The organism is Ensifer sp. KUDG1 (genome assembly GCF_050434285.1).
GTDB lineage: Bacteria > Pseudomonadota > Alphaproteobacteria > Rhizobiales > Rhizobiaceae > Ensifer.
Genome location: NZ_JBNDIG010000002.1, coordinates 386,706 through 403,610, shown reverse-complemented (window position 1 = coordinate 403,610; position 16,905 = coordinate 386,706). Strand labels below are relative to the sequence as shown.

General features: G+C 64.4%; 16 protein-coding genes. 10 read left to right on the top strand and 6 right to left on the bottom strand.

Annotated features, from left to right (window positions below; all coding sequences use genetic code 11):
* Positions 1–20: 20 nt before the first annotated feature.
* Complete coding sequence (locus M2267_RS07430) at positions 21–1,523, bottom strand: M81 family metallopeptidase (RefSeq protein WP_429113641.1); 1,503 nt, start codon at positions 1,521–1,523, stop codon at positions 21–23.
* Positions 1,524–2,019: 496 nt separating this feature from the next.
* Entirely contained in the window at positions 2,020–2,793 is a 774-nt protein-coding gene (locus tag M2267_RS07425; RefSeq protein WP_429113639.1) for a transporter substrate-binding domain-containing protein, read from the bottom strand.
* A gap of 258 nt (positions 2,794–3,051) precedes the next feature.
* Here M2267_RS07425 and M2267_RS07420 point away from each other — a divergent pair, with 258 nt between their 5' ends.
* Complete coding sequence (locus M2267_RS07420) at positions 3,052–3,951, top strand: LysR family transcriptional regulator (protein ID WP_429113638.1); 900 nt, start codon at positions 3,052–3,054, stop codon at positions 3,949–3,951.
* A gap of 171 nt (positions 3,952–4,122) precedes the next feature.
* On the opposite strand, the gene M2267_RS07415 is transcribed toward M2267_RS07420, so the two are convergent.
* Complete coding sequence (locus M2267_RS07415; protein WP_429113635.1) at positions 4,123–6,081, bottom strand: elongation factor G; 1,959 nt, start codon at positions 6,079–6,081, stop codon at positions 4,123–4,125.
* A 354-nt stretch (positions 6,082–6,435) separates the two neighbouring features.
* Between M2267_RS07415 and M2267_RS07410 the strand changes: the two genes are divergently transcribed.
* A complete protein-coding gene (locus M2267_RS07410; protein ID WP_429113633.1) occupies positions 6,436–7,116 on the top strand; it encodes a glutathione S-transferase family protein in 681 nt (226 codons plus the stop codon).
* Between the two features lie 12 nt (positions 7,117–7,128).
* Here M2267_RS07410 and M2267_RS07405 read toward each other — a convergent pair whose 3' ends face one another.
* Together M2267_RS07405 and M2267_RS07400 are read right to left on the bottom strand one after the other, a co-directional pair.
* Positions 7,129–7,632 carry a hypothetical protein gene (locus M2267_RS07405; protein ID WP_429113631.1) on the bottom strand — a complete coding sequence of 168 codons (504 nt, stop codon included), beginning with the start codon at positions 7,630–7,632 and terminating at the stop codon, positions 7,129–7,131.
* A 228-nt stretch (positions 7,633–7,860) separates the two neighbouring features.
* Positions 7,861–8,838, bottom strand: a complete 978-nt coding sequence (locus M2267_RS07400; protein ID WP_429113630.1) for a SphA family protein — start codon at positions 8,836–8,838, stop codon at positions 7,861–7,863.
* Between the two features lie 325 nt (positions 8,839–9,163).
* Between M2267_RS07400 and M2267_RS07395 the strand changes: the two genes are divergently transcribed.
* The gene (locus tag M2267_RS07395) at positions 9,164–10,219 is read left to right on the top strand and encodes an aldo/keto reductase (RefSeq protein ID WP_429113628.1); all 1,056 of its coding nucleotides are present in this window, start codon (positions 9,164–9,166) and stop codon (positions 10,217–10,219) included.
* Between the two features lie 196 nt (positions 10,220–10,415).
* Positions 10,416–12,173, top strand: a complete 1,758-nt coding sequence (locus M2267_RS07390) for an adenylate/guanylate cyclase domain-containing protein (RefSeq protein ID WP_429113626.1) — start codon at positions 10,416–10,418, stop codon at positions 12,171–12,173.
* 226 nt (positions 12,174–12,399) lie between these two features.
* On the opposite strand, the gene M2267_RS07385 is transcribed toward M2267_RS07390, so the two are convergent.
* Positions 12,400–13,023: a hypothetical protein gene (locus M2267_RS07385; protein WP_429113625.1), complete on the bottom strand. Its 624-nt coding sequence runs from the start codon at positions 13,021–13,023 to the stop codon at positions 12,400–12,402.
* 174 nt (positions 13,024–13,197) lie between these two features.
* On the opposite strand from M2267_RS07385, the gene M2267_RS07380 reads away from it, so the two are divergent.
* The 6 genes from M2267_RS07380 (at position 13,198) to M2267_RS07355 (ending at position 16,874) form a co-directional block, all read left to right on the top strand.
* Entirely contained in the window at positions 13,198–13,602 is a 405-nt protein-coding gene (locus M2267_RS07380) for an antitoxin Xre-like helix-turn-helix domain-containing protein (RefSeq protein WP_429113623.1), read from the top strand.
* Positions 13,599–14,303 (top strand): RES family NAD+ phosphorylase, encoded by a 705-nt coding sequence (locus tag M2267_RS07375; protein WP_429113620.1) that lies wholly within the window; start codon positions 13,599–13,601, stop codon positions 14,301–14,303. Before M2267_RS07380 ends, M2267_RS07375 begins: the two co-directional genes overlap by 4 nt.
* Before the next feature lie 433 nt (positions 14,304–14,736).
* On the top strand, positions 14,737–15,177 hold the full coding sequence (locus M2267_RS07370; RefSeq protein WP_429113617.1) for a GNAT family N-acetyltransferase: 441 nt from the start codon (positions 14,737–14,739) through the stop codon (positions 15,175–15,177).
* 15 nt (positions 15,178–15,192) lie between these two features.
* Positions 15,193–15,456: a GrpB family protein gene (locus M2267_RS07365; protein WP_429113615.1), complete on the top strand. Its 264-nt coding sequence runs from the start codon at positions 15,193–15,195 to the stop codon at positions 15,454–15,456.
* Positions 15,457–15,528: 72 nt separating this feature from the next.
* Entirely contained in the window at positions 15,529–15,930 is a 402-nt protein-coding gene (locus M2267_RS07360) for a GFA family protein (RefSeq protein WP_429113613.1), read from the top strand.
* Between the two features lie 113 nt (positions 15,931–16,043).
* Positions 16,044–16,874, top strand: a complete 831-nt coding sequence (locus M2267_RS07355; RefSeq protein ID WP_429113611.1) for a DUF3883 domain-containing protein — start codon at positions 16,044–16,046, stop codon at positions 16,872–16,874.
* Positions 16,875–16,905: the final 31 nt, after the last annotated feature.

Genomic DNA, 16,905 nt, shown 5'->3' with positions numbered 1-16,905 from the left:
CCGATGAACGGCAGCCCGCCTCAGCCGAATTCACCCCGATCCAGCGGATAGACCGGCCGCCGCACGCGCTGGAATTTGCGTGCGCCGATATTGGCGCTGCTGAGGCCAGTGCCGTCGATCTCGACGATCTCGGAGGCGATCGGGCCGAAGGCGGCGCGGAAGTGCTGCTGCGATTTGACGACGACGATCCCGTAATCGGAAGGCTCGATGCCGACGGCGCGGAAGAGGTTGCGGTCGAGCATCTGCTGCCGCTCGCTGCAGATGAGGATGTCGATGCCTTCGACGTGAAAGCGCACGCTCGGCCCCATGGTCGCCGGCAGGCCCTGGAACATCGGCCCCTCGAACACGATCCTGCCGTCCGAGATCGCCTCCACCCTGCCCTTGACCTCGATCGGCCCGCCGCCGACTTGCGGATCGATCTTGCAGCCAAGCGTCACTTCGCGTGTCGCGCCGATGCCGGCGGCGATCAGCTCGGCCACGACTTCCGGATCGCAGAGCGCGCCGAAAGCCGCGTTTCCGACGCCGATCTCCAGCAGCCGGGCGAGCACGCAGGTGGAATCGCTGTAGGCGCCGCAGCCGGGATTGTCGGAGAAATCGGCGATCACCAGCGGCCCGGCCCCATCCTTTGCTGAATGCGCGGCGACGATGCCGGGCAGCGCGTCGAGCGGCAGCTGCACATCCTGATGCTCGCGCCGGTCCCAGATCTCGCGGCAAAGCCTCTCGGCCTCCGCTTCCGCGTCTTCGGGCGCCACCCGCTTGAGGTCGTAGCAGATGACGGCCGAAGGGCCGGTGTTGAAGATATCGGCATCGTAGAAGCCGGCATTGATCGAGGTCGCGAGCATGCCGTCGCGGGCCGCGATCCCGTCGGCAATCTCGAGCAGCTCGGTCATGGCGCAGGCATGCGTCGTGCGCCCGTCATTGCAGCCGTTCAGCATCGGCGGCTGGCGGATGGCAAGCGCCGGGCGGATTTCGCCGCGCATGGCGCGGTTCAAGAGCCCGCCTGCCTTGTGGGCGCATTCGGCCATGTCAACATGCGGATAGGTGCGAAAGGAGACGGCGATATCGAGCAGCCCTGCCATCTCGGGTGCGGAATTGGCGTGCAGGTCGAAGGTCGCGGCAATAGGCAGGTCCGCCCCGACGAGGCCGCGCACGACCTCCAGAAGCTGGACCTGCGCGTCGTCGGCCGTCTGCGTGCACATGGCGCCATGAAAGACGATGAACACGCCGTCGAGCTTTTCGCCATCAAGCGCGCTTGTCAGATCGGCGACGAAGCGCTGCCGCATCGCTTCCTCGATCCTGCCGCCGGGCTCGGCCCGCGCCGCCACCGTATAGACCGGCTGCCAACCATAGCGATCGCAGCAGTCAATGAAGCCGCCGATCTCCGAATTGGTGCCGCGGCAATGGCTCTCGATCTCGGCCCCGACGAAATAGTGGCACGCCTCGAAATCCCGAAACCCGGTCTTGAGCTTCGAAAACGTATTGGTTTCCTGGTTGAATTCGAGAACGGCGACCCTGAAGCTCATCGCATGCACTTTCATTTTCGGATTGGAGAAGGAGACGGGCGCCGGGGAAAACGCGAAACCCCGGCGCCGCGCCTGTCCGCCGGCCGCGCGATACGCCGGCAGGCGAATTCTGTGTGACTGGGCTGCCCCTTAGGTTCGGCATCGCCCCTTACTCATCTTGAGGAGGAGACCGCCCCTCATACATATCTTGAGAGGGAGACCGCCCTTCACACATCTCGATAGGGAGGCTGCCCCTCACGCATCTTTGGAGGGAGGCTGCCCCTCACCCTAACCCTCTCCCCGCAAGCGGGGAGAGGGAACGAGAGCGAGCCATCTACCGATCACCTCGGCCACGTCCCACCGGAGAAAGCCGCAAACGTGTCAGATTCGGGCGAGCGAGCGCCGCACCGTTCCTTCTCCCCGCGCGCGGGGAGAAGGTGGCCGGCAGGCCGGATGAAGGGCAGAACCACAAACCTCGGCGAGCGCGACCGCAAACCTCAGCGGGCGCGCGTCACCCTCAGCGGAAATACTCGCTCGTGGTCTTCGGCTTCGCCATGATGTCGAAGTCGAAATACTGCTTGCGGATCTTGTCGTAGGTGCCGTTTTCCATGATCGTCTTCAGGCCGGCATTGAGCTTGGCGAGCAGCGCCGCGTCGCCCTTGCGCACCGCCATGGCGTTGCCCTCGGCGGTATCCAGCACGAAGCTTTCGCCGACAAAGGCGCAGCAACCGCTTTCTTCCTTGGCAAGCCACTCGGTAAAGGCCATCTGCCCTTCGAGGATCAGGTCCAGCCGGCCATTTTCCATGTCGAGAAACACTTCGCTCATCGTCGGATAGAGCTTCACTTCGCTATCGGGGAAGAACTGCTGCAGCGCTTCGACCGCGACAGAGCCGGACTGCGTGCCGATCACCTTGCCCTTCAGCGCCTCGGGCGAAATGTCCTTGAGGCCGAGATCCTTGCGGGCGACGAAGCGCATGGCGTTGAAATAGTAAGGGGTGGTGAAGTCGACCTGCGTCTTGCGATCCGGGTTGATCGCCATCGAGGCGATCATCACGTCGAACTTCTTGGCCTGAAGTGCGGGAATGATGCCCGCCCATTCGTTGGTGCTCCAGACGCAATCCGCCTTGATCTCGGCGCAGACGGCCTGGCCGATATCGTAGTCGAAGCCTTTGATCTCGCCGGCGGCGGTTACATAGTTGAACGGCGCGTAGTCGCCCTCGGTGCCGATCGCCAGTGTCTCGGCCTTGGCTGTGCCGGCCGCAAGCAGCGCCGCAAGCGCAGACATGGTCATGAACTTCTTTATCATCTCGCTCCCTCTGTCCTTCCCTTCGACCGGGCAGGCAGCCTCATCCGCAGCGTCATTCGGGTCGCACCCGACATGCCCTCATGCGCGGAACTGCCTGTGTTTTCGGTCGATTTCAGTTTTCGTTTTGCTTTATTATGCTTCGACAATGCGCAAGACGGCCGTCCTTCGCAATGTGAAAGAAATCATTCCAGACATCGAAAAAATTCATGCTAGGCTGCCGGCGACCCAGACCCGGAGAAGCGGATGCGTGATCTGCCGAGCCTCAAATCCCTGCGCGCCTTCGAGGCGGCCGCGCGCAACGGCAGCTTGACGGCAGCGGCCGACGAGCTCTGCATCGGCCAGGGCGCGATCAGCCACCAGATCCGCAACCTGGAGCTCAATCTCGGCCTTCGGGTTTTCGTGAGGAAGCAGCACGGTGTCGAACTGACGCCGGAGGGCGGGCTGCTCTACGCCTCCTGCCAGCGCGCCTTCGACGATCTCGAAGGCGTCGTCCAGCACATCCGCCCACGCACGAGCGACAAGATCCTGCGGGTCCGGGTGGGGCCGTTCTTTTCGATGAAGGTGATCGCGCCGCGCATCTCGGAGTTCCTCACCGCCAATCCCGGTGTGCAGATCCACCTCTCCCACCTCGAAACCATCACCGCCGGCACCGGCCCGGCCGATGTCACCATCGCCTACTGCCTGCAGCCGCCGGCCGGTCGCTTCACCCGCAAGCTCTTGCGCGAACGCCTGGTGCCGGTCTGCGGCCGCGACCTCTGGCAGGAAGACAGGCAGGCGCTGCTGTCCGGCAACCGGCTGCATTATCGCGGCCTTCAGGAATGGCAAAGCTGGATCGCCTCTTCGGGCCTGGCGCTGCCGCGCAGCCGCCAGGACCTGATCTTCGACGACCAGCACATCATCCTCGAAGCCGTGAAGGAGGGCCAGGGCGTGGCGCTGATCGACCGCACCATGGCGGAACACGAGTTCAAATCCGGCCAGATCCACCTCGCCCACGACCATTTCTACGAACCGGCCGAAACCTACCAGTTCGTCTGCCAGGAGGAACTGCTACGCACCAAGCCGGTGACCAAGGCCTTCCTCAACTGGCTGATCGCCGAGATCGAGGAACGCGAGCGGCAATCAACCGCGCAATTCTCTCAATAAGGTCACTTAGAACGAACCGTACTGCCTGAGCATTGGAGAGACATTCCTCATCGCGCTCGCAATGAAGTCCTCAGAGCACCATGCAGAGCGTTAAGCGGATTGTGCCCGTCGATAAGTTCTGCGGCTGCCACGATAGTCTGACAGACCGACACAAGCATCAAACGATACGCCTCACCCCGCCTGCGGCGCCCCATGCGCGTGGATCACCGCATCCGCCTCCTTGCCGTAGAGCTCCTCGAAATGGTCGAAGCTCTTGGAGAAGTAGCCGATCCCTTGCGTCGCCGCCCTTAGCGTCCGGGCGAGATCGTCGAGCGCCGATCCCGGCACCAGGGCGCGAAAGATGTCCCAGCCCTTGGCGGTCTCGTCACGGTCGAAGCCGAGCACCTGGCCCTTGTAGGTGGAGACGATCGGCACCAGGCTGCCGGAATAGATCGACGGGATGTGGATCTCGACGCGGATGACCGGCTGCATCAGAACCGCAGACGCCTGCGACAGCGCCTGGCGCACGCCCATCTTGGCGGCTGCGCGGAAGGCGAAGTCGTTGCTGTCGACCGCATGGTGCTGGCCGTCGGTCAGGGTCACGCCGACATCGATCACTTGAAAGCCGAGCGGCCCCTTCTCCATCGCTTCGCGCGCGCCGGCCTCGATCGCCGGGATGAAGTTGCGCGGCACCGCCCCGCCCTTCACCGTCTCGGCGAAGGAGAAACCGGCGCCGCGCTCATTCGGGTGCACGCTGAGCTTGACGTCGGCAAACTGCCCGGCCCCACCGGTCTGCTTGCGGTGGCGGTAGTGCACATCCGACGGTTTCAGCACGGTCTCGCGATAGGTCGGGCTCGGCGGCCGGTCGGTGACGCCGACATGGAAGACGTCGGCGAGCGTCTTGCAGAGATCGCGCAGGTGCATCGGTCCCTGCACGCAGACGAGCTGCGCACCGCTGCCTTCTTCCTGCATGACCACAAGCGCGCGGTCGGTCTCGGCGAGCTTGGCGAGCGTGCCCGAAAGCTTGGTCTCGTCGCGCTCACTGTCGGGCACCAATATGCGCACTAGCATCGGCGTCGGCGGCGCCGTCCAGTCCGGCGCCTCGGCACTGGTGTTGGCGGCAAGAAGCGCCGGCACCGGCAGATGGTCGGCCTTGACGGCGGCAAAGATTGCGCCCGCCTCCGGCGTGGCGTTGGGCAGCGGCTTGCCGGTCGCTGGGTCCTGCAGCGAGCCGAGGCTGCCGCCGCCAAGCGTCGCGCCCTGCTTGATGCCTGCGGTCAGCGCCCTGACCAGCACGGTCTTGCCGACATTCGCCTTGTGATAGGCGTGGAAGCTGACGGCCGAAAGCGCCGTCTCGGCTATCGGTCCGGCCTCAGCCAGTCGCTTTCGAAGCGCGTCGACCTGAGGCGCCTCGTGGCGCAGCGCCTTCATCAGCCGCAGGATGCCGTTGGCGTGGCTTGCAGCACCCACCAGCACCGGAATGATGCGGTTTTCCTTCAGGAGCCGCGTGGAGATCGCGTAGATCGTGTCGTTGGCAGGCGCCCGGTCCTCGATCAGCTCTTCGAGCAGCCAGTCGTCGAATTCCGAGAAATGTTCGAGCAGCTCGGCTCGCGCCTCCTTTTCCCGATCCATCACCGTGTCGGGGATTTCGATCAGCGCCGAGGTCTGCCCCTCGCGGTATCGCCAGGCGCGTTCGGAGATCAGGTCGCAGGTGCCGACGATCTTGTCGCCCTCGCGGATGGGCACCTGGCGCAGGAGCAGCATGTGGCCGGAATAATCCTGAAGCGCAGCTATCACGTCGCGCAGTCGCCCCTGCGGCTCGTCCATGCGGTTGATGAAGAGAATGCAGGGCGTGCCCGACGCCTCGATCGCCTTCAGGTAGGGCGCGGCCAGCACCGCCTCCTCCGGCACCGGCGAAACGCACAGCACGCAGGCGTCGCTGGCGATCAGCGCGTGCTGCGCGTGGCCCAGCGCCTCGGTGCCGCCGGGTGCGTCGAGCGCGCACCAGGGCTCATTGCCAAATTCGAATTCCGTGAGGTTCAATCCATAGGGTGAAGCGGCTTTTCGAGAGGCCCCCTCCAGACCGGCCAGCTTGTCTACCAGCGTGGTTTTTCCGGTCTGCGAGGGCCCTAGTACCGTGAAGCAGCGCATCGGCAATCCTCCCCTGTCGCGATGACGACGGGCGCCGAGCGTTGCGACGCCCTTGTTCTATTAATTCTAGGGCAGCTTTTGCGCTTTCAATGGTCGCCGGGCACGATGGCGGCAAGTCTTTGCGCTTCTGCCCCCGTTTCCGGCGCTAACCGCTTGGAATCCATCAGCATGGCGTCCGTCAAAAAACGATCCGGATCCGGCGCGGGCGTCGCCGGTTTGCGCCGCTGCTGCCGATATTTTGGTCCTCACCCCTCGAAAACCGATTGCAAAACAGGACCGGTTTTGCCATAAACGGGCCCGTAAAGACCTGACGACCGATCCGCAAGCGTCCCTTCGGCACTGGAGACTACGCGCATGTCCCTCACGCTTTACCAGCACCCGCTCGCTTCCTTCTGCCACAAGGTGCTGATCGCGCTTTACGAAAACGAGACCCCGTTCAGAAGCAGCCTGGTCGACCTGCTCGACCCGGAAGAAGCGGCCCGCTTCGCGGCGCTGTGGCCGGTCGGCAAGATGCCGGTCTTGACCGACAGCGCCCGCGACGTGGTGATGCCGGAGACGTCGATCATCATCGACTATCTCGACCGCCACTATCCGGGCCGCCAGCGGCTGATCCCCGATGATCCCGACACGGCCTTGAAAGTCCGGCTCTGGGATCGCTTCTTCGACAATTACATCCACGTGCCGATGCAGAAGATCGTCACCGATACGCTGCGCGCCCCGGGCGAAAACGACACCCGCGGCGTTGCCGATGCCCGCGCAGCACTGGCTCTGGCCTACGGCATGGCCGACAAGCACTTCGCCACGCATGCTTTCGCCGCCGGCGATGCCTTCAGCCTTGCCGATTGCGCCGCCACGCCGGCGCTCTTTTATGGCGGCATCGTCGAGCCCTTCGATGGGGCACATCCGCATCTTTCGGCCTATTTCGAGCGGCTGCTCGAACGCGCGTCCGTGCGCCGCGTGCTCGCCGAGGCGCGACCCTATTTCCACATGTTCCCCTACCGGAACCTGATGCCGGAGCGGTTTTTCGAGATGTAGATGCGGGTTGCATCAGTTGTCGGCGCGGTACCGCCTTGGATCGGCCTGCTGCTCCAGCCACATGGCGTTTTCAAATAGCACCCGCTCGTCGGAAACGCCGCGACGGAACTGGCCGGTGATGTGGCGGGCCAGCCGGTCGGCGCGCTTGCCGTAGCGCGGGATGCTGCACCAGATGCAGACGCGGTCGAAGGTGCGCTGCAACATGTCAAGATCGTCAGGGCCGATCTGACTGTCCGGTTCGCGTGCAATCTCCTGCATTGAAACCTCCTGGCTGCCATGGACGGGCGTGCCGGCATCCGTTTGCGTCGCCGACCGCAGGTCTAAACCGATCATGTATTTGAGGGCACCGCTCTCGCGGATGCCGCGCTGGTAGCAACTGAAGATGCGTCTTGCGATTGCCTCCGCCATCACGCAGTCGCGCGAAAGTCCGCGCTCGAGCAGGATCTCTGCGAAAACCTGCTCTATTCTGTTCATGTCGTGTGGGAGAAGCGCCTGTGCGTGGGCCGTGGAATACATCGCGCGACCTCCTGAACTGGGGCGAAAGCGCAATGATCTTCCAGCCGCCGGGGCCCGTATCACTGCCCAGCGATGGCGGCAGTATGCGCCGTTCGGGAGATAAAGCAACGTCGCCACGCGCGAAGCCTGCCGCGGGCGATCGTTTCGCCCCGGGCGCAGATCATGCTTGGCCCCCATCCCGCCGGCCGAAAACGGCGCCGGCGGACGAAAGGGAAACCCGCTTCGTGCCTACTTCACCTGCGCCGGCGGCGTGCCGATCGGGAAGGCGATGGTGACGAAGCCGGCGGTGCCTTCCGGCCGGTTCTTGGCGCCGAATTCCTGGAACACCTTGAGCGTCAGCGACACCGGCGTCTCGGCCATCTTGAAATTGTAGCCCATGGTGCCGCCGATCGCCGCAATGCGGCCCTTGAACGGACCGAGCCTTGCGCCCGCGCCACTGTCGCCCGTTACCTGCTGGTAGAAGTAGCCGGCGACACCGGCGGAGAATTCGGGGCTGAAGTGCTGGGTCACCGCCCATTCCGCGTGGAATTCCGTACCCGTCCGGTAGTCCGTCGCCGGGTTCTCGCCGTTGAAGGTGAAGCCCGCGGCACCGGAGATGTCGAGACCGGTTTCCGGGTTGAACCAGGTGCCGGCGAAGGTGAAGTCGCCCGCCCAGCGGTTGAACGAGAGATTGGCAAGCTGCCCCTTCTGGTAGTCGCCGATCGGCACGTTGACGGTGGCGTTCGCCGTCCAGTGGAAATCGCCCTCATGCCAGCCGAGAACCGCGCCGAATACGGGATCGCCGATGGTAAAGACGGAATCGCTGACCGAGGCCGAGCGGCCGGCCCTCGGCGCCGACAGCGTCGCATCAACCGTCGGCCCGCCAAAGGGCACGATGGCGGTGAAGCCGAGATTGCCGCCGAGCACTTCCTCGGGCATGACCCAGAGGCCGGTGACGAAATCGGCAACGAGCTTCGCATCGACTTCGCCGACGATCTCGCCGCCGAGCGGAAGCTGCTTGTTGCCCTTGAGCTCGCCGAAATAGAAATAGGTGTCGTTCTGGACATAGGTTCCGGGCGGCGCCAGCAGGCCGGCCATCGGGCCGCGCGCACCCAGGAGATAGAACCCCGCGCCGTTTTCGGCCGCATTCGCCGTCAAAGGTGCAACAACGCAGCCCAGACCGGCAACGATCGCCGATGCGGACAGCAGACGCTTTACAACGCTCATCGAGTGATTCCCCTCAATCTCTCGACCAAACGATAACATTTTGCCGTCCCCAAGCCAGCCCTAAGAAACCGGAGCCGAAACAACCGCAACATCCGATTGCAGAGTGTTGCAGGTCTACACACCCTGCCCGCGCACGGACACCGCGCCCATGCGATCGCCCTTGATTGCCCTCGTGATCGCCCTTGTGGTCGCCACTCGCACGCGTCCCGTGACCCGCCTCCTGACCCGCCCCTTGGCCACCTCTTGACCGCCCCCATCGCCTTCGGCTTTCATCGCGGGCCAAGGCTTCTCCCCCGCTCGGCGCACCAGCAAAGGATCAGAGACCATGGAATACCGGCTGCTCGGCCGCTCCGGCCTGAAAATCTCTGTGATCACCATGGGCACGATGACCATCGGCGGCCGCGGCAAGTTCGCCGAGGTCGGCAATGTCGGCCTGAAGGAGGCGCGCCGCTATGTCGACCTCTGCCTCGATGCCGGCGTCAACCTGATCGACACTGCCGACATCTATTCGACCGGCCATTGCGAGGAGATCATCGGCGAGGTGCTCGGCGGCAAGCGCAAGAACGGCGTGCTCGTCGCCACCAAGGCGCGCTTTGCCATGGGCCCCGGCCCCAACGACGGCGGGCTGTCGCGCCAGCACCTGATCGCCGCCTGCGAGGCGAGCCTGAAGCGGTTGAACACCGACGTCATCGATCTCTATCAGGTGCATGAATGGGACGGCCTCACACCGCTTGAAGAGACGATGGAGGCGCTCGACAGCCTCGTTCGAAGCGGCAAGGTCCGCTACATCGGCTGCTCCAATTATTCCGGCTGGCACATCATGAAGGCGCTCGGCGTCAGCGCGCTCGAAGGCCGCCAGCGCTTCGTCAGCCAGCAGATCCACTACACGCTCGAGGCGCGCGAGGCCGAATACGAGCTGATGCCGATCGCGCTCGACCAGGGGCTCGGCGTGCTCGTCTGGAGCCCGCTTGCTGGCGGCCTGCTCTCCGGCAAGCACCGGCGGAACGAGACGCCCGAAGGCACCCGCCAGCTCGCCGGCTGGAAGGAACCGCCGATCCGCGACGAGGAGCGGCTATGGAAGATCGTCGACATGCTCGTGGCCATCGCCGGCGAGCGCGACGTGTCGCCGGCGCAGGTGGCGCTCGCCTGGCTGATCGGCCGCAAGGGCGTGACATCCGTCATCATCGGCGGCCGCACCGACGCCCAGTTCGCCGACAACCTCGCCGCCGCCGGCCTGAAGCTCTCCGATGAGGAACGCGAACTGCTCGACGCCGTCAGCCTGCCGCCGGTCATCTATCCCTACTGGCACCAGCTCTGGACCGCCAAGGACCGGCTCGGTGAAGCGGACCTGTCGCTGCTCGGGCCGTATGTAAGAGAATAGTGCCCGATCCGGCTCGCCAACGCTTCGTCGGCATCGTGGATGCAAGCCCCATCGAAGGCGGCACTCGTGAAGCGTCGCCATGGAACCGCCTGAGTGGTATCATGTGCGGGCACGGTCGCGGTGTCGGGCAGCCGGATGGTGCATCCCGTCAATCGCCTGGGCTTCATGCGGCGGATCTCCTGAGGGGGAGACAGCCATGGCACCTGCAAGAGCGGAGCGGCGGCTGGCCGCGATCCTGGCCGCTGACGTCGTCGGCTATTCCCGCCTCGTCGAACAGGACGAGGCCGGGACGTTGTCGGCTCTCAAGGCGCTGCGCCGGGAGCTGATCGACCCGCTGCTCGCCGAACACCAGGGCCGCATCGTCAAGCTGATGGGCGACGGCGCGCTGGTCGAATTCGGCTCGGTCGTCGATGCCGTCGCCTGCGCGGTCGCCATCCAGAAACGCGTTGCCGAGGACCAGGCCGATATCCCCGCGGAGAGGCGCATCGTCTTCCGGATCGGCGTCAACCTCGCGGATGTGATCCACGAGGTCGACGGCGATCTCTACGGCGATGGCGTCAACATCGCCGCCCGCCTGCAGTCCGTGGCGGATCCCGGCGGCATCTGCATTTCCGGCACGGCCTACGATCACCTCCAGGGCAAGCTTGACTGCGACTACGAGTATCTCGGGGAACGCGCGCTCAAGAACATGGACCGCCCGGTGCGGCTGTATCGCCCCCTACTGGAAAAAGCGGCCGCACGGGCGCCGCCGCCGAGGCCCGCCCTTCCTGATCGGCCGTCCATCGCCGTGCTGCCGTTCAGCGCCATGAGCGCCGACCCGGAGCAGGACTTCTTCAGCGATGGGCTGACCGAGGACATCACGACAGCGCTCTCCAAGCTCAAGGGCTTCTTCGTGATCGCCCGCAACACGATGTTCACCTACAAGGGAAAGCCGGTGGACGTGCGCGCCATCGGGCGCGAACTCGGCATCCGTTATGTTCTCGAGGGGAGTGTGCGCAAGTCCGGCAACCGGATGCGGGTGAGCGCGCAGCTCATCGATGCCGCCTCCGAAGTCCATCTCTGGGCCGAGAGATACGACGGCGACCTCGGCGACATCTTCGCCATCCAGGACGAAATCACCGCAAGCGTCGTCGGCCGCATCGGGCCGGAACTGCTGGCGGCAGAGCATGCCCGTGAAAGCCCCAAGCCGCATCATGGCCTCGATGCCTGGGAATGCGTCGTGCGGGCGGTGTTCCTGTGTTCGCAACTGTCCGAGGAGAGCAGCGGGAAGATGCTGCCGCTGCTCGACCGGGCCATCACGCTGGCTCCCGGCTATGCCCAGGCGCTGGCCATGAAAGGCTGGATTACCATGTGGCGCGCCTTCCAGGGGTGGGAGGACATGGGCTTCGCGCTCGCCCTTGGCAGGGACCTCGTCCAGCAGGCCATTGCCGCTGACGACAAGGAGCCGTGGACCTACCTTGCGCAGGCGATGAGCGCCTTTGCGACGCGTGACAATGCGTTGGCGATGGCAGCGATCAGCCAGGCTGTCGCGATCAATCCCAACTCCGCCTTTGCCCACGGCCAGCTGGGCCTTGCGCATGCCAATGGAGGCCGCGCCGCCGACGCCTTACCTTGCATCGACTACGCCCTCAGGCTGAGCCCGCGCGAAGCCTTTCTCGGCGACTTTCAGTTCTACTACGCCATGGCGCACTTCCAGGGTGCGAATTACGAACGTGGACTGCACTACGCGCGGGAGGCGCATCGCTTGCGCTCCGGCCACGTGGTTCCGCTCATCATCGGCACCGCCTGTGCCGGGCTTCTCGACAACCGGGAGGCTGCCACGGACCTGCTCGCACGGCTGAAGTCGCTCGTTCCAGACATCTCCCGCAATGCGGTCGCAGTGACGTCGTCTTTCGTTCGCGCCGAGGACAGGGCGCGGCTGGTCCAAGGACTGGCCCGCGCCGGCCTGAACTGACCGGTTGACCGCAACAACCGGTGGCGGCGTTTGCTGGCGAATGCCGTGCTTCTTTCCAAGTCTTCGGCTTCCCCCTCATCCGCACGGCTAAGGGTTGTCCCCTCATCCGACCTGCCGGCCACCTCGGGACAAGAACTCAAGCGGCAAGAGCCACCAGGACGCCGTCCCTCAGAGGCATGGGACAAAGAGACCGGCCAGACACGGACAGCGGCGAACCGAGGGCGCCCTACTTCGCCGCAAAGCAGTAGAACAGCCCCTCGCCGCCGGTGCCCTTGAAGGCCTCGACCGTGCAGCCGCCGCGCGTCGCGTGCGACGAGTTCCAGGATTTTGCCTCGGCGGAATCGTTCAATCCGGTTCGGTCGCTGTGGCCGACGATCGCAGCCCCGTCGGCTCCGCCCATCGTCCAGTTGCCGCAGGTCTCGGTCGCCGCGGTGCCGTCGGCCTTCGAGCCCGTCAGGATATCGTGGCGGTTGGGCGTGTCGCCGCGCCCGTTGATCACTTCGCCCTTTTCGTTGAGCGCCGTCTGCTTGGTCAGGTTGTTGCTGTCGCTGTGAAGCGATGCGACGTCATCGGCGATCTTCTCGCCCTTGGCGTTGTACCACGGCCCTGTGCCGATCCGGTCCTTGGCGTTCTCCGCATCCGTGGAAAGATAGGCTTTCCAGCTCTTGCCCGTCGATCCCGCCGCCTTGGCCAGTGTGTCGCAATAGGCATCCGCCCCTTGCAGGCCGCCGAGGTCACCGCCTTTTCCGGGGTTGGCGCTGGTGACGAAGAAGCTCATGCTGGTGTCCTGCGCAAAGGCGGAACCGGAACAGGCGAGTGCGAATGCGATTGCTGCAAGTGCGCGCTTCATGACTCTCTCTCCTATCAACTGTGCCCGAAAGCCTAGCGATCGCCTTCAACCGAGTAAAATCGAATTGCCGTGATGGCAGATCCCAAGCCAGCAACCGGCTCAACCCTTGACTTTCACACGCTCACGATCAATTTATATCATATGATACACGCAGTCACCGCATAGGAGACATCCATGGCCCTCGCACAATCGGCTTTCGCGCCCGACCGGCAAGCTGCCCGGCAGGAAGAGGCTGTCATCGTCAAGGCGGTGGTGAAGGCCTGCGACCTCTGGAACCTCACCAACCGGGAAGCGGCCCAGCTCTTCGACGTGCCGATCGCCACCTGGAACCGCATGAAGGCGGGCGACTTCAAGGGCAAGCTCGACCAGGACAAGAAGATGCGCGCAAGCCTGATCGTCGGCATCTTCAAGGGCCTGCGGCTGTTCTTCAACGGGCCGCTCACCTATCAATGGCCGAAGGCGGTCAATACCGGCCCGCTGTTTTCCGGCCGCTCGCCGGTCGACTTGATGATCGAGGGCGGCATTCCCGTGATGATGAAGGTCAGGCGCTATCTCGACGGGTTGCGCGGCGGCCTATGATCGCCCAAGCGCCCATTCCGGAAATCGACTTCAACGAGCCGGCAACCGTCCGGCTGATCTCGACCGCCTATATCGACGAGCCCGCGGTCAAGCCGCTCGCCGACGGTGACGACGAGATCGAGATCCTCAACCGGCTGGAGGCGATGACCTCGGCGCGGCTGAGCCCGCTCGCCCTGCCCGTCGGCGTCGATCCGGCCGAACTCCTGAACGAGACCTTCGGCTACGGCTGGTCGCTGATCAATGCCGCCTTCTGCCATGCCCGCCCGCCGGGCAACCGCTTCAACGGCGAGGAACGCGGCGCCTGGTACTGCGCCTTCGGCCCGCGCGCGCTTCAGACCTGCCAGGCGGAAATCGTCTATCACCGCACCCGGGCGCTCAGCGAAGCCGGCAGCTTCCACGATATCGGCCGCTACCGCGAGCTGATCGCCGGCTTCACCTGCCGCTTCCATGACGTGCGCGACGAAAGGGACACCGCCTATCTCTCGCCGGACACCGCCGTCGCCTACCCCGCCGGCCAGGCGCTTGCCGCCACCATTCTTGCCCAAGGCGGCAACGGCCTGATCTATCCGTCGGCGCGCGACCCCGAGGGCGAGTGCCTCGCCGTCTTCCGCCCCTCCGTCATCCAGAACGTCCGCCAGGGCCGCACCATCACCCTGGAATGGACGGGCAAGGCCGAGCCGAAGATCGTGGAAGAGACCTGAGCGGCCGACAGGACGGCCGATCCTTTCTTGCCATCGCAATGTTGCGGTAATGCGCCCGTTGGAGAAGGGCTCGCTTTCCGGATTTCGGCGCCTGCAGCGGCCGGGCCGGTACGGCAGAAACTGAAAACGTATAATCAAGTTGTTATTGACGCTTAGCCAAGCTGGACGCGTGTCCCCGTGCCTCCGGTTCCTTGCCCCCAACTCCCTCGCCCGCTGATCGGGAGAGGGAACGGCAGCGGCCCGGCTCCGCCTACCCTTTGGTTTCCCTGCCCGCCCCGCAGAGGAAACCGCTCGCGCCCCCCGGCGCAGGATGTGGACGCCGAGCATGCTGCAAGGTCCCTTCTCCCCGCTCGCCCCGCGGGGAGAAGGCGACCGCAGACGGGATTGAACGGAGACCACCGCGCAAGGCCAAAGCATCGACCACGAGGACCGAATGACGATTACACTCCTGCCCGTCGATACCGTCGATGCCGATGTCATCCGAAGGCTCGACGTTCACGAAAACCAGATGGATTTCATCGCCAGCAACGACGAATCTCTCGAAGAACTCGCCGAACGCCCCGAATGCGTCGGCTTTGCCGTGATGGCCGAAGGCGCGCCGGTGGGCTTCGCCATGTATGCGCTCGACCCCGATGACGGCAACCATTGGATCTACCGGCTGATGATCGACGCCGGCCACCAGGGCAAGGGCTATGGCGCCAAGGCGCTCGCGGCCCTCCTCGAGCACATGGCCACGATCCCCGAATGCGGCGACATCTATCTCGGCGTCTACCCGCAAAACGCCCGAGCCCACGCCCTCTACCACCGCTTCGGCTTCCGCGAGACCGGGATGGTGCTTGGCGAAGAAAAGGTCATGCGGCTCGACCGCAACTAGGTCGCGCGATCCGACATGGACCTTTCGCAGGGCCACCACTTCTACCGGCGCGACGTCAATGGCGTTCGAACCCACAAGGTCCATGTCTGCCGATCAGGACATTGGCAGATTGCAAGAATGCTGCGCTTTCGCGATCTCCTTCGGCAGGATCCGGATCTCTGTGCCCGTTATCAAGCGTTGAAGCTGCATCTGGAAGCCACGAACCAGCGTGGCATCGGCGACTATCTCGCCTTGAAGGCGCCCTTCATCGACGCTGCCTTGGCGCTCGGGCAAGGTTGACGTCCGGCACCGATTGCGGACGCCCCGCCAACGGGGCACTATGCCGCCTCAAAACAACAGCGGGAGCGGCCCATGCTCGACGGCTCATGCCATTGCGGCAACGGAAAGTGGACATTGAAGGGCGATCCCGGCCCGATCACCGCCTGCAACTGCACGCTCTGCCACCGTTACGGCACGCTCTGGGCCTATGACTACGAAGGCGAGCGCATCGCGATCAGCGGCGATCTCAGCGCGTACACGCGGGCTGACGAGAAGGACCCGACGCTCGAAATCCTCTTCTGCCCGACCTGCGCCGGCGTCGTCGCCTGGCGCAGCCTCACGCTCGACCCACGGGGCCGCCGACGCATCGCCGTCAACGTCAGGCTGGCCGCGCTGGAGCAGGTCGCCCATCTCCCGATCGACCATTTCGACGGCTTCGACACGTTCGAGGACCTGGCGCCGGACGGCCGCTGCGTGCGCGACATGTGGGCGTAGCCAAGTCCAGCCGTGGATTGAAGCGCCCGATTTCGGGGGATGAAGGCGAAGAACAAGGCGCAATGTGATTTCTTCGGATGACAGGCAGAAGCGCGCTGCTTAGCCTGGCGTGCATGAGCGTAAACGATTGGACAGATACGGAAAATGACGCGATCGTCGCGTCCTATTTTTCCATGCTCAGCGCCGAGCTTTCTGGTCGCCCCTACAACAAGGCCCTGCAAAACCGCGTTCTGCAGGGCGCGCTTGGAAGAACTCGCGGTTCGATCGAATTCAAACATTGCAACATTTCGGCAGCCGCAAAGGGTTTTGGCCTTCCCATTCTCAGCGGTTATCAGCCGAGGTTCAATTTCCAGATGTCGTTGGCCGAAGCGATATCGCGATGGCTCGCCCGCCACCCGCAATGGGATAGCCTCCTTGGCGCTGATCTGGCGTCCGCCATGGCGGAGCCGCCCGCACTCTTTATTGGCGTCGCACCCACTCTGCACAATGCGCCACCACCCACCGAATTGACGCAAATGCAGGCCGTTGCCCGGCGTTTCGACGTGGCTGGACGAGACGAACGCAATCGCGCCCTTGGCCGCGCTGGAGAAGAGCGCGTCCTCCTTCATGAACGCATCCAGCTACGACAAAGTGGTCGCCAGGATTTGGCCCGCGAGGTTCGGTGGGTGGCGCAGGAAGACGGCGATGGCGCGGGTTATGACATCGCAAGCTTCACGCCGGACGGGCAGGTGCGCTTGATCGAGGTAAAGACCACCAACGGCTGGGAACGAACGCCATTCCATATCTCCCGCAACGAACTTGAGGTAGCCGAGAGACGACGCGAGGAATGGTGCCTGGTCCGCCTCTATGATTTCTCACGCCATCCACGGGCTTTCGAGTTACGCGCGCCTCTCGACGCGCATGTCTCCCTGATCGCAACCAGCTATCAGGCAAACTTCCACTGACGAAGCCTTAGCGCACCGGTTGGACAGATCA